The 13,827-nt window shown below is 48.5% G+C and carries 6 protein-coding genes; 4 read left to right on the top strand and 2 right to left on the bottom strand.

The annotated features are described in order from the left end of the window. Positions 1-509 precede the first annotated feature (509 nt). The 3 genes from V8Z93_RS00585 (at position 510) to V8Z93_RS00575 (ending at position 6,361) form a co-directional block, all read left to right on the top strand. A complete protein-coding gene (locus V8Z93_RS00585) occupies positions 510-1,898 on the top strand; it encodes an MATE family efflux transporter (RefSeq protein ID WP_439432059.1) in 1,389 nt (462 codons plus the stop codon). Positions 1,899-2,029: 131 nt separating this feature from the next. Then, positions 2,030-4,849, top strand: coding sequence for a M16 family metallopeptidase (locus tag V8Z93_RS00580; RefSeq protein ID WP_439432058.1), 2,820 nt, complete (start codon positions 2,030-2,032; stop codon positions 4,847-4,849). A 708-nt stretch (positions 4,850-5,557) separates the two neighbouring features. Beyond that, positions 5,558-6,361, top strand: coding sequence for a DUF4923 family protein (locus tag V8Z93_RS00575; protein WP_439432057.1), 804 nt, complete (start codon positions 5,558-5,560; stop codon positions 6,359-6,361). Between the two features lie 124 nt (positions 6,362-6,485). Here the strand turns inward: V8Z93_RS00575 and bglX are convergent, their stop codons facing one another. Next, the gene (gene bglX / locus V8Z93_RS00570; protein WP_439432056.1) at positions 6,486-8,855 is read right to left on the bottom strand and encodes a beta-glucosidase BglX; all 2,370 of its coding nucleotides are present in this window, start codon (positions 8,853-8,855) and stop codon (positions 6,486-6,488) included. Between the two features lie 364 nt (positions 8,856-9,219). Between bglX and V8Z93_RS00565 the strand changes: the two genes are divergently transcribed. Then, entirely contained in the window at positions 9,220-10,884 is a 1,665-nt protein-coding gene (locus V8Z93_RS00565; RefSeq protein ID WP_439432055.1) for a DUF6377 domain-containing protein, read from the top strand. A gap of 187 nt (positions 10,885-11,071) precedes the next feature. On the opposite strand, the gene V8Z93_RS00560 is transcribed toward V8Z93_RS00565, so the two are convergent. Next, complete coding sequence (locus V8Z93_RS00560; protein WP_439432054.1) at positions 11,072-13,336, bottom strand: glycoside hydrolase family 3 C-terminal domain-containing protein; 2,265 nt, start codon at positions 13,334-13,336, stop codon at positions 11,072-11,074. Between the last annotated feature and the right edge of the window lie 491 nt (positions 13,337-13,827).

Genomic DNA, 13,827 nt, shown 5'->3' with positions numbered 1-13,827 from the left:
TGGGGCGTTCCCAGGTTGCCTTGCCGGCATACCTGGGAACGCTCTTTGTGTTAACAAGCATTTCGTTAGTGTTAACAAGTGTTTGTGTTCGCACACAATTTGCTGACTTACGTCAAAAAATGTTAGTTTCATGCATTTTTTTCGGGAAAAGTATTGTGGTTTCAGAAATTTGTTGTACCTTTGCATCAGAAAAAATAAGTTTTAGGTTTTTAGTTAGGTAATAGATTTTATTAGGTTTTAGTTGTTAGGTAAAAAATAAGTTAAGATTGTTGTTCATAGGTTAGGTTTTTAGTTTAGGTAAAATTAGATTGTTTATTCAAAAATGGGTGTTAGTTAAGGTATAGAAAGATTGATTTATTCAAGGATGACAAAAACAGTACTGTTCTGCTACGGCGGAAGTAAAGTTTTGGGAAAAACAAAGGTACGACAAATTTTAAATTTAAATAGAAAGTGGCGTTCCTCTTTTGAGGATCGCCACTTTTTGTGTCATTTCATTAAAAGAGAAAAATATGTTATTCAAGAATAAGACAGATTATCTGATGGAGTCGATTCGCAAGGGGAGGGCGATGACTCGAAGGGAGAAACTCAACCTCATCGTGGGGTTGAGCGTGCCGTCCATGCTGGCGCAGATTTCCACCGTGATGATGTTCTTTATCGATGCATCGATGGTGGGACATCTGGGAGCAGAAGCCTCGGCTAGCATCGGACTGATAGAGTCAACCACTTGGCTCATCGGAAGTTTGCTTTCGGCAGCTGCCACGGGGTTCTCGGTGCAGGTGGCTCATTTCATCGGTGCCAACGATTTCAGAAAGGCACGCCAGGTATATCGCCATGCCCTGATATGCGGTTTGGCGTTCAGCCTGATGCTCACCCTGGTGGGTGTGGGCATCCATGGCTATCTGCCCTATTGGCTGGGTGGCGGTGACGACATCGCTCCTTTCTCATCGAAGTATTTCCTGATATATAGCCTCGTGCTGCCCTTCGTGTTCCTCTATCACATCTCCGAGATGATGCTCAAATCGGCAGGCAACATGCATACGCCCAGCGTGATGGCGGTGTTGATATGTATCAGTGATGTGGTCTTCAACTATCTCTTCATCTATATCCTGAAGATGGGCGTGGTGGGAGCCGCCTGCGGCACGGCGATGGCCTACTTCTGCATCTCGTTGCCCAATCTCTGGATTTCGGCATGCAGCAACAGGATTCTGAACCTGCGGCAGGATAAAGAGCCGTTCCGCTGGGTGAAGAGCTACGTGAATCATGCCTGTCAGATAAGCATCCCGATGGCCATCCAGAACATCCTGATGAGCGGAGCGCAGATAGTGAGCACCATGATAGTGGCGCCATTGGGCAATATCGCCATCGCTGCCCATTCCTTCGCCATCACCGCCGAGAGCCTCTGCTATATGCCGGGTTACGGCATCGGCGATGCGGCAAGCACCCTGGTGGGACAGACGCATGGAGCCGGGCGCATCGACCTCTGCAAGAGCTTCGCCTATCTCACCGTGGGGTTGGGCATGAGCGTGATGGCATTGATGGGCGTGGTGATGTTCGTCTTTGCACCCGAGATGATAGGCGTGCTGTCGCCGGTGGAAAGCATCCGCGAACTGGGCACCCTCTGCCTGCGCATCGAGGCTTTCGCCGAACCGTTCTTTGCGGCGAGCATCGTTACCTATAGTGTCTGCGTGGGAGCGGGCGATACGAAGAAGCCTGCCGCCATCAATCTGGGAACGATGTGGCTGGTGAGGCTCACCCTTGCCTACGGGCTTTCGAAGAGCTACGGATTGGAGGGCGTATGGATAGCCATGGCCACGGAGCTTACGCTGAGAGGATGCCTCTTCCTGGTGCGCCTGTTCAGAGGTTCATGGCTGAAGAGCTTTAGAGTTGATAGTTTATAGTTAAAAGTTGATAGATTTGCAGGTATTTGGGAAGATAATCTCCCAAATACTTGCAAATCATTTTTATTTTGAGTAATTTTGCAGTCGAAATAACTGATAATGCATATTTATTAATATTCAGCAGAGAAAAAATGAGATTAAAGAAGATTTTCGCAGCGGCGCTGCTGCTGCTCTCTGTGGGAAATGCGACGGCACAGCAGATGCCTCCTATCCCAGTGGACAAGAATGTGAAGATAGGCCATCTCGACAATGGATTGACCTACTACATTCGTCATAATGCTTTCCCTGAGCATGTGGCAAGTTTCTACATCGCTCAGAAAGTGGGTTCTATCAATGAGAATGATGACCAGCGCGGTTTGGCTCACCTTCTGGAGCACCTCGCCTTCAACGGTACCGACCACTTCAAGGGCAATTCCCTGCAGGATTACCTGCAGAGCATCGGTGTGGAGTATGGCAGAAACCTGAATGCCTATACCAGCATCGACAAAACCGTTTATTACTTCACCGATGTGCCTACCACCCGCACCTCGGCAGTGGATTCCTGCATGCTCATCCTCAAGGATTGGAGCAACGGCATCTCGCTGACCAAGGAGGCTATCAACGACGAGCGCGACGTGGTACACAACGAGTATCGCATGCGCATGGTGGGTCAGCAGCTCATGCTGGAGCGCAATCTGCCTAAGCTCTACCAGGGCGATAAATATGGCTATCGTATGCCTATCGGATTGATGAGCGTCATCGACGGATGCAAGCCAGAAACCCTGCGTGCCTACTATCGCAAATGGTATCGCCCAGATAATCAGGCTATCATCATCGTGGGTGATGTAGATGTTGACCATGTAGAGGCTCAGATCAAGAAGCTCTTCTCAGGCATCAAGGTGCCTAAGAATGCAGCCAAGGTGGTGCCAGTGCCAGTGGCCGACAACGATACGGCCATCTACGTAATTGACAAGAACAAGGAGCAGAAGTTCGACATGATCAATATCATGATGAAGAGCGAAGCCTATCCTGATTCGCTGAAAGGCGATATGAACTATCTGGTAGAAGGCTATGTGCGCGGCGTGGTAAGTTCTATGTTCGATGCCCGCCTGTCAGAGCTGGCACGAGAAGAGAACTGTCCGTTCCTGCAGGCAAGTGCCGGCATGGGAAGCTATCTCATTTCGAGCACTAAGGATGCCTTCTCCATCTCGGGAGTGGCTAAGCCTGGAATGGTGAAGGAGGCTTATGCAGCTATGCTGCGTGAGGCTAAGCGTGTGCGCGACTTCGGATTCACTGCTACGGAGTATATCCGTGCCAAGGAGAACTTCATGAGCAGCATGGAGACCATGTATGAGAACCGCAACAAGATGAAGAACGAGCAGTTCACTACCCAGTATGTAGACCATTTCACAGACAATGAGCCAATTCCATCGCTGGAAGATGAATATAAGATTTATCAGATGATGGTTCCTAACATCCCTCTCGAGGCCATCAACGGTGCCATGAAGCAGGTGATAGCAGAAACCGACACCAACTTTGTGAGCATGGTGTTCATGAAGGAGGCTGAGGGCGTGAGCTATCCTACCGAGCAGCAGCTTGCCCAGATTGTGAAGCAGGTGCGCGGCGAGAAGCTGGAGGCTTATGTAGACAACGTGAAGCAGGAGCCACTGATGGCAACGCTGCCTCAGGCAGGAAGCATCAAGAAGGTTGAGGAAAACAAGGAGCTCGGATTCAAGAAGCTCACCCTCTCTAACGGAGCCCAGGTGATATTGAAGAAGACCGACTTCAAGGATAATGAAATCCGATTCTCAGGAACAGCCAAGGTGGGTTATTCTGCATTCCAGAACGACCCTGTGAACGCAGCCAATGCTTCTACCGTATGGGAAGTAAGCGGATTGGCCGGTTTCACAGGCAACGACCTGCAGAAGATGCTTGCCGGCAAGCAGGTGAGTGTAGGTCTCACCATGAGTCCGTTCCGTCACGGTATCGCCGGTACTTCTACTCCTAAGGATGTGGAGACGATGATGCAGCTGCTCTATCTCTCGATGACTAACCTTACCAAGGATGAGAAGGCTTTCGAGAATCTGAAGAATACTTATACCACCGTGCTCTCCAACAAGAGCAACAACCCTAACATGGTATATCAGGATTCCATCCAGAGCACCCTCTACATGGGCAACAAGCTGGCGCTTCTCCCAGAAGCAGAGGATATCAAGAATATCAACTACGACCGTGTGCTCGACATGCAGAAGCAGCTCTATGGCAACGCCAAGGACTTCACCTTCTACTTTGTGGGCAATTACGACGAGAAGGTGCTCCTCCCGCTCATTGAACAGTATATCGCTTCCCTGCCAAACAAGGGCATGAAGCTGAAGAACCAGAAGATTCCTACAGCCAAGGGCGAGGTGAAGAACATCTTTACCAAGGCGATGGAGAACCCTCAGAGCCAGGCACGCGAGATGTGGTTCGTGAAGTTGCCATCTTATAATCCTAAGACAGCGGTATTGGCAGATGTTGCAGCCCGCCTGTTGGAGATGAAGTATCTGCGCAGCATCCGCGAGGAGCTGAGTGCGGCTTACAGCACAGGTGCATCCTGCGGCTTGTTCTTCGACTACGACGGCAAGGTGGCTCTCACCCTCAACGCCATGGCACAGCTGAATCCTGATAAGGTAGATGTAGCCGTTCCTTGCTTCTTCAAGGGCTTGGACGAGACGGTGGCAGCTCCTGATGCCAAGGACTTGCAGAAGGTGAAGGAAATCCTTTTGAAGCAGGCAGGTGTTGACGAGAAGACCAACAGCTACTGGATGCAGGTATTGAGCATGTATGATCTGCACAAGGTAGATACCCACAGCAACTATCGCGAGCTGGTGAAGGCTGTGGATGCCCAGCAGATTTCTAACTTCCTGAAGAACGTGGTGCTGAAGAGCGGCAACCACTTCGAGGTAATCATGAAGGCGGAGAAGAATAAGTAACTTGAATAAGAAGTAAGATATGAAAAAGCCCCGTTGCCAGACGAAACGTTCCGGTAACGGGGTTTTTTACTTTTTCTTTCTTTTCCCAAAAACTACTTTTTCAAATTAAGAGTCATTCTGAAAAAATCTCTCTTCGAAGGATTCAAATCCTTGTCTGCTTCATAAACCTAGAAGAAATTCATCTCTTCTCTTTTTGCTGTGAAGGACTTAATCTCTTCTCTTTGCCTTAGAGGCAAGGGCCTCGCGGCGATCCTGAAGAATCTGCTGGCACTTGTTCAATGCCTGATTTTCATTACTCGTGTTTACCTTAATTAAATCATTCATAACCTATTGTATTTTTATTAACGCTGCAAAGATATTACATTCTGATAACATTTCGGTACACAAAACGATATTTTTGGGGTAATTATTATTCTTTTTTGATTTAAGTCAAAAAGATGAATCATTTGCACTAGCTTTTGCACGAAAATCAGCATTTGAATAAACCATCTGCACCCCCATCCGTCTATAAATCGTGCAGGGTAATTAGAAGGGATGCTGATGATGAACAGAGGGTGAACAGAAAAAATAGGAAAGCTGGAAGAGAAAAAGGGGATTTCCCTTTGTTATTTCCCGAAAAATGCCGAACTTTGCACCCGAAAGCGTGAATATCGATATAAGATATATGGTATAAGAATAAGATAATATAGAAAGTAAAAGGAAAGTAAAATGAAAAAGGTAATTCTGATGGCTGCCCTCGTGCTCGCATGCACAGCAGGCAGCAATGCTAGCGCCATGAACGAGGCAGCGCTCAATGCCTCTAAATCGGAGTTGATGCCAGTGAAGAAGACTACAAAGAAATCAACCAAGAAATCTTCTTCAAAGAAATCAACCACCAAGACTACCAAGAAGTCAACCACCAAGACTTCTACCAAGAAATCTACATCCACTTCTGTAGATGCAACCACTGGTGCTACTTCTTCGGCAACTGCTGCCACTGCTGCTACCACCACATCTATTGGTAGCATCATCAGTGGCCTCTTGAACAATGTAATCGGTTCGGGCACATTTTCAAAGGCAGATCTCTGTGCTCATACCTGGAAGTACAGCAAGCCAGGTTGCGCCTTCACTTCAGAGAACCTGCTTGCCAAGGCTGGCGGCGAGATTGCTGCCAGCAAGGTGGAGGAGAAGTTGAGCACCTATTATAATAAGTTTGGCTTCAGCAGTTCAAATACCCAGTTCACTTTCACCACCGACGGCAACTTCTCTGCGCAGATTGACGGCAAGCCATGGCAGGGCAGCTATACCTTTGATGAGAAGACCCATGCCATCCAGCTGAAGGGACTTCTGCTGAGTGCTTCTGGCTATGCCACCAAGACCACCAATGGCATCAGTCTTCTCTTCGACCAGAAGAAGCTTCTCAACCTCATCAAGATGCTCAGCGCCTTCAAGGGCAGCTCTACTCTCAGCGCAGTGGGTACCATCGCCAACAGCTACGATGGTATGCGCGTAGGTTTCGAGATGACTAAGTAATTTGAAGGATAAAATCTATAACTGAGCCTTCTGTTGAAATGGGCTCAGTAGATGATAATCGCCCTGTAAGAAGTAAAGCATCTTTCAAGCTATGCTTTGCTCTTTGCAGGGCGATTTTTCTTGTTTATTTCACGTTCAGTTTCAAAGTCTTTACATCCTTGCTGTTGGTTCCTATCATAATCTGGAAGTCGCCAGGTTCTATCACGTGCTTCAGATCTGCGTTGTAGAACTTGAGCATATCTGGGGTGATATCAAAGCTTACCTCCTTGCTTTCACCTACTGCCAGATGGATGCGCTGGAAACCTTTCAGTTCCTTTACAGGGCGGGAGATGCTGGCTACCATGTCACGGATGTAGAGCTGCACAATCTCGTCGGCATCGCAGGAGCCATTGTTCTTAACGGTGACGCTAGCTGTAATCTTCTTGCCATCCTGCCATTCGGTAGCCTCCTCATTGCTGATGCCGGCCTCCTGGCTGCTCAGGCGGAAGTTGCTGTATGAAAAGTAGGTGTAGCTCAAACCGTAACCGAAAGGATAGAGCGGACCATTGCTTACATCCAGACAGTTGCTGGCAAACTTGGCAAACTTCTCATTATCGTCTGCTACAGGGCGACCGGTGTTCTGATGGTTGTAGTAGAGAGGCTCCTGACCGGTAGTCTTAGGCATCGAAGTGGTGAGCTTACCCGATGGCGATTTGTCGCCAAAGATGACATCGCAGAGTGCATCGCCCATCTCTGAGCCTCCAAACCATACATTCATGATGGCTGGTACATGGGCTTTCTCCCAAGTAAGAACCGTAGGACGGCCCGCAAAGTTGAGGAGTACTACAGGTTTGCCCGTCTTCAGGAGTTCGGCAAGCAGTTCGCGCTGTACGTCCGGCATCTCCAGGTTGGTACGGCTACCGCATTCGCCGCTCATCTCGGCACTTTCGCCCATAGCACATACTATCACGTCGGCCTCTTTAGCTATCTTCAGCGCTTCAGCCTTCATCTCAGCCTCGTTGCCCCAGTTGATCGGTTTACCGGATTCGCCGTTTTGCTGTAGTTCCTTATTGCGCCAGATATTGCTTCCCTGGGCATATAATAAGGTAGCTTTTCCGGCAAGAGCATGCTCCATTGCCTCCTTGATGGTGGTATATTTAGATGGTGCCTGTGCCACGCTCCATGTGCCGGCTATGTTGTTTCGGGTGTCGGCAAGCGGACCTATCAGGGCTATCTTTCCTTCCTTCTTCAGTGGCAGGATATTGCCTTCGTTCTTCAGAAGCACGAAGGTTTCTGCTGCTACATCGCGGGCTGCCTGACGGTTCTCTGCGGTATAAATCTCGCTCTTGCTGCGCTTGGTGTTGCAGTAGCGGTAAGGGTCGCTGAACAGGCCCAGTTTATATTTCGCTTCCAGAATGCGGCGGCAGGCGATGTTCACATCCTCCTCGCTCACCTTACCTTCTGCTATGCTCTTTGCCAGATGCTTTACGAAGGCGTTGGAGCACATGTCCATATCGGTACCCGCCTTCAGCGCCTGTTCTGAAGCCTCCTTGAGGTCTTTTGCCGTTCCGTGCTGCAGAATCTCGGCGATAGAAGCGTAATCGGTAACCACGAAACCGTTGAATCCCCACTGCTTTCTCAAGACATCGGTCATCATCCATTTGTTGGCTGTAGCAGGTATGTAGTCGATGAGATTGAATGAAGACATCACGCTGCCTACGCCAGCCTTCACCACTGCCTCGTAAGGTGGAAGATACTGGTTCATCATGCGCATGCGGCTCATATCTACCGTGTTGTATTCCTTTCCGCTCTCAACGCCTCCGTACAGGGCAAAATGCTTCAGACAGGCCATGATGCGGTTAGCTCTCAGAATCTCTTCTGTGCGCATATCCACGCCCTGGTAGCCCTGAGTCATCGCTGCTCCCATCACGCCGCTCAGATAAGGATCCTCGCCATTTCCTTCGCTTATTCGTCCCCAGCGGGCATCGAGTGCAATGTCTACCATAGGAGAGAATGTCCAGTTGATGCCGTCGGCACTTGCTTCCTTGGCCGATACTTCGCCTACCTTCTTCATCGCCTCGGTATCCCATGAGCAGGAAAGGGCGAGAGGGATAGGAAACATCGTCTCGTAACCATGAATCACGTCCATACCTACGAGCAGCGGGATGCCCAGACGGCTGTTCTTGATGGCGATTTCCTGCAGAGCCTTGATTTTATCGAGCCCTTTGATATTGAAAACTCCGCCCATGTTGCCCTGGGCGATATCGCTGCCTACCTGAGTATCAAGTGCGCCGCCGGTGGTGATGTCGCCAGCTACCATCAGGTTCAGCTGACCAATCTTCTCCTGTAGCGTCATCTTCGCCATCAGTTGGTCGATATACTCCTTCATGGGTAGAATCTTGCCTTTCTTGGTTGTGGCAGTTACTTTTTTCTTAGGGGCTGCGGTATGGGCGATAGCAGGTGCTGCCATAAAACCAGCCAAAAGAAATGTGAGTGATAAAAGTGCTGTTCTCATTGTTTATTATGTTAATTGTTATTTTTGATACTTATTTTTGCAAAGATAATGCAAAAGAGCGCAATGAAAGCTGCTTTCAAATTGCCGAATGCAGCTTATCTTCTGCAAAGATAATAAAAAAGATGATACGATGTGCGATAGAAATGTTAAAATGTGGATGAACTTTTCTTTTTAGATAGGAATGTGTCTGATAATGAGATGGATAAGAAAAATTGAGAATATATAAAAAGTGGATGCGGTATAGACGAAAAATGCGAAGAAATCTATATTTTTTCTATATTAGATTTTGTCGTTTCCGTTTTTTTTATTACTTTTGCACATGAAACCTCATGAAAATAAATTAATCTTAAACGGAATCAAGTTGATGTATCGCGTAAATGAATTATGGGGAAAGGCATTCTTCTTCCTGCTCTTTGTCTTGATGCCTCTTTCTCTTGCAGCAAAAACAACAGATAATATAGAGCAGCTTTTTCAGAGTCTGGACAACGCCATTGCCCATTCGGCTGATTATGTGAAGGTACGTGAAGCCCGAATTCGCGATTGGGAGCAGAAACTGAAGACCGCCAGGCGCCTAAGCAGTAAGTATGATGCCTGCTTTGCGCTCTTTGAGGAATACCGCTCCTACAAGAACGACATGGCGCTGAAATACATCAACCAGTGTATGGAACTTGCTTTCAGAATGGGCGATAAAAAGAAGGTGGGGAATGCCAAGGCGCTGCTTGCTTTCCAGGAATCTACCACGGGCGATTATGCCGAATCGTACGACCTGCTGAAGTCTGTCAATATCGCTGATCTTGATGCTGAGGGCAAACGCAACTACCTCTGGGCTTGTCAGCACCTGTATGGCGAGATGGCATATTATTCCAACGTTCCTTCCTTGAAGAAATATTATGCCGGCAAACATAATGCCTATCAGGCTGCAATAGACAGCACATTCAGCCATGATGATGACCTTTATCTGCAGATGCAGGAGGTGAGGGCACGCGATGCAGGCAATATGAAGGAGGCTTTGCGATTGAGCGATAAGCGGCTGGCGATGACGAAACCGGGCACCCATCAGTATGCCATTGTACAGTTTTATCGCGGCTTGACCTACAATCAGTTTGGCGATGAAGAACAGTTCCTCCGCTGCCTCTTGCGTTCTGCTATCTGCGATGTCCAGTTGGCTGTGATGGACCAGGGGTCGCTCTGGGAACTCGCCAATCTGCTCAACGCCGAACCAGGCGAGCAGAAGCGCTCTCATGAGTATATCAAGTTTGCCTGGAAGTCGGCTACCGTTTTCAATACGCCTATCCGCAGCCGCCAGATCATGCCTGTGCTCACGCAGATTGAGGAGGGATATCAGAAAGAACTTTCTTCGAGCAACCAGCATCTGCGGCTCATGGTAGCGTGTTCAGCCTTGCTTCTCTTTGTGGTTATGCTCTTGCTCTACTATGTCAACAAGCAGCGCAAGCGCATTGCTGCTGCCCATCATAAGCTGAAGGAAACCAACCATGCCTTGCAGTTGGCAAATGAGCGTCTTAACGAGATGAACCAGTCGCTCAACGAGATGAACCAGTCACTCAACGAGAGTAACAAGATGAAGGAAGTATATATTGGTCGATTCCTGCGCCTTTGTGCCATCTATGTCGACAAGATAGAGACTATGCGCAAGCGAGTAGTGAAACTGGTGAAGGCAAGAGAACTCAACAAGTTGCTGGAGCAGATGCAGGCTGGCGAGGCCTACATGGGCGAGCTGTATGAGTATTTCGATTCCGCCTTCCTGAAGCTCTTCCCTGACTTTGTTGAGGAGTTCAATGCCCTCTTGAAGCCTGAAGAGCGTATCGTGCTCGAAGATGACAGCCGTCTTTCTACCACCCTCCGTATTTTTGCCCTTATCCGTCTGGGCATCGAGGACAGTTCTAAGATTGCCGAGTTCCTTCACTATTCTGTGAACACTATCTATAATTATCGCGCCAAAATCAAGAATAGTGCCATCTGTGACAGGGAAGAGTTTGAGCAGCGTGTGAAGCAGATTGGCATGAAATAATAAGTCAAGCTTTTTTTTGAGTGAATAGAAGTTTGACGCCCTATTTCAAGGCGCCAAACTTTTAAACATGCTGAAGTTTCGCAAGTAAGCTCCTAGCCCGTACTTGAACCACTTGCGAAACTTCAGTAACATGTATAGAGAAGCTGTGTCTCATAAGAGTAAATGCTTCGGGGTAGTCATCATTTTTTTAAAAGAGTTCGAAGGCTTTCTTGAGCTTCAGATTATCGGCTGCATTACCAACAAGAGCTTCAAACTTTCCTGCTTCAGCCTTCCAGGATGAAGAAGCCTCATCGTAGAAACTGAGGGCCTCCTTGCTGATGGTGATGCTGATATCCTTGCTCTCGCCTGGCTGGAGATGAACCTTCTGGAATCCCTTCAGCTCCTTCTGAGGGCGGTCTACCGATGCCTCGACGTCGTGGATATAGAGCTGAACCGTCTCGGCTCCGGCACGCTTACCTGTATTCTTTACGTTTACGGTAAAGGTGATTGTGCCGTCCTGTTTCATCTGTATCTTGTCGCTGCGGAGATTAGAGATGGCAAACTGGGTGTAGCTCAAGCCGTGACCGAATGCAAAGGTAGGCTTGATGCGCTCCTTATCGGTCCAGCGGTAACCTACATAGATGTCTTCCTTATATTCCTCATCAATGATGTTGCCCTTCGTGCTGGCTCCACCTTTCTGACGCCAGGTTCCCGGATAGGTATTGAGTGCATGAGCACCTGTTTCCTTCAGCGAGTTGACCCATGTAAACGGCAACTTGCCGCTAGGGTTTGCATCGCCTGTAAGGATGCTTGCAAGGGCTTCGCCGCTCTCCGAACCGATGAACCAGCCCTGTACGATGCCGGCAACCTTAGCCTTCCAAGGCATAGCTACCGCATTGCCCGAGATGTTGACATAAACGAAGTTTCTGTTTGCCTTAGCCAAAGCCTCGATTAGCTTATCCTGATGGTATGGCAACTCATAATGCTTGCGGTCGTGCCCCTCACAGTCCTGGAAATCGCTCTTGTTCAGACCACCAAACATGATGACATAGTCGGCAGTCTTGGCTTTCTCTACGGCTTCGGCTATCAGTTTAGCCTCGCTGCGCTTGTCTTCCAGGTTCTGGCCGGTTGTAACGCCATTGTAGTTGCCCGTTACATCGCCCACATATCCGCGGGCATAATCTACCTCGATGCCGTCCTTGCCCAACCGCGTCTTCAGACCATCGAGAGGCGAAATCTCGCGCTGTACCTTGAGCGAAGAAGAGCCTCCGCCTACGGTCATCATTTTGATGGCATTCTCGCCTACTACCAGTATGCGCTTAGCCTTCTGGGTGTTGATAGGGAGCACATTGTTCCTGTTCTGGAGCAATACGATGCCTTCCTCAGCAATCTGTCTGGCTGCTGCATAATGGCTCTCGGAACAGAGGAAACCATGAGGGCGGTTCGGATTCATCGTGGTGCGATAGAAGAGGCGCAATACGCGGCGCACCTTATCGTCCAGCTCCTTCTGGGTGAACTTGCCTTCCTGTATGGCCTTCATGTAAGGCATGGAGAGATAATAGTTGTCGTAGGCATTGGTAGCGCCCATCGTAAGACCGTCTGTCCAGGTGCCGAACTCCATATCCAGCCCGTTCTTTACAGACTGCTCCAGGTCGTGAGCACCGCCCCAGTCGCTTACCACGACACCATCATACTTCCAGTCGCCCTTCAGAATCTTGTTCAGGGTCCACTGGTTGTGGCAGTTGTGCTCATTCTTATATAGGTTGTAGGCTCCCATGATACCCCATGTCTTACCCTTCTCAACAGCCGCCTTGAAGGCAGGGAGATAGATTTCGTGGAGAGCACGGTCGCTGACGATTACGTTGACCTGATGGCGGTATTCCTCATCGTTGTTCAGGCAATAGTGCTTTACGCAGGCTGATACGCCCTTAGACTGCAATCCCTGGATATACGGCACTACCATGATGCTTGCCAGGAACGGATCTTCGCCCATATACTCGAAGTTGCGGCCGTTGAGAGGCGTGCGGTAGATGTTGACGCCAGGACCCAGAATCATGTTCTTGCCGCGATACAGGGCTTCTTCGCCCAATGCTTCGCCATAGATGCGGCTCATCTGCGGATTCCATGATGCGGCAAGACAGGTGAGGGCAGGGAAGGCTACACAGGAGTCGTTGGTCTGACCAGCCTGTTCCCACTCATCCCACAATACGTCAGGACGCACTCCGTGAGGTCCGTCATCCGTCCAGAAGTCAGGAAATCCCAAGCGTGGTACACCGGCTGATGAAAACTTGCTCTGAGCATGGATGATGCGTATCTTCTCTGCCAGCGTCATGCGGGAGATGGCATCATCGATGCGCTGCTCTACCGGCTTGGTCTGGTCGAGATAGACTGGCAATTGTCTGGTAGTCTGCTGCGCCTGAGATGGAGCGATGGCTGCAACCGACAGGACACATGATAAAATGAACTGTTTCATAAGGAATGAATATTTATTATGGTTTGTTTATTTCTTGCAGTTGTTTGTTATGCACACCGCCTCTCACGTTTTTGTGCGTTTAGGCGTATTTGCTCATTTATCTGCAAAATTACTAAATAAATAATGAAAAAATGATGGGTGATAAGTGAAAAGTGGATGGGTGTAAAAAATATAACTTTTGTAAACAGCTGATAATCAGGAAGATAATTAGACTGCGTGCGCGAATGAAAAGTGGCAGAGTGTGAACACTGAAAAATACTGATGTAACTTTTTAAGGGTGTTCCAGCCTCATTTCCTTTATTTTAATCCATCCACTTTCATGTAGTTGTTAAAAACTGCTAAGTGTCTGAAAATTAACAATATAGATTATTTTAGAAAAGTTTTCTTTCCACTTATCTGTTGAAGGTGCTAGGAATTATCAAAAAATCATATTATATTTGCAATCGAAAACACGGCTTAACGCATTTTAGGAAATGCACAGCCGCACAGTC

This window comes from Segatella copri, from assembly GCF_051861805.1.
Taxonomy (GTDB): domain Bacteria; phylum Bacteroidota; class Bacteroidia; order Bacteroidales; family Bacteroidaceae; genus Prevotella; species Prevotella copri_M.
The sequence above is the reverse complement of the archived record's forward strand: the minus strand, read 5'-3'. Positions and strand labels throughout refer to the sequence as shown.

Bases quoted from the DNA above. Each gene is read 5' to 3' on its own strand.
- V8Z93_RS00565 (WP_439432055.1), top strand. From the start codon at position 9,220: ATGTATCGCGTAAATGAATTATGGGGAAAGGCATTCTTCTTCCTGCTC.
- V8Z93_RS00560 (WP_439432054.1), bottom strand. From the start codon at position 13,336: ATGAAACAGTTCATTTTATCATGTGTCCTGTCGGTTGCAGCCATCGCT.
- bglX (WP_439432056.1), bottom strand. From the start codon at position 8,855: ATGAGAACAGCACTTTTATCACTCACATTTCTTTTGGCTGGTTTTATG.
- V8Z93_RS00585 (WP_439432059.1), top strand. From the start codon at position 510: ATGTTATTCAAGAATAAGACAGATTATCTGATGGAGTCGATTCGCAAG.
- V8Z93_RS00580 (WP_439432058.1), top strand. From the start codon at position 2,030: ATGAGATTAAAGAAGATTTTCGCAGCGGCGCTGCTGCTGCTCTCTGTG.
- V8Z93_RS00575 (WP_439432057.1), top strand. From the start codon at position 5,558: ATGAAAAAGGTAATTCTGATGGCTGCCCTCGTGCTCGCATGCACAGCA.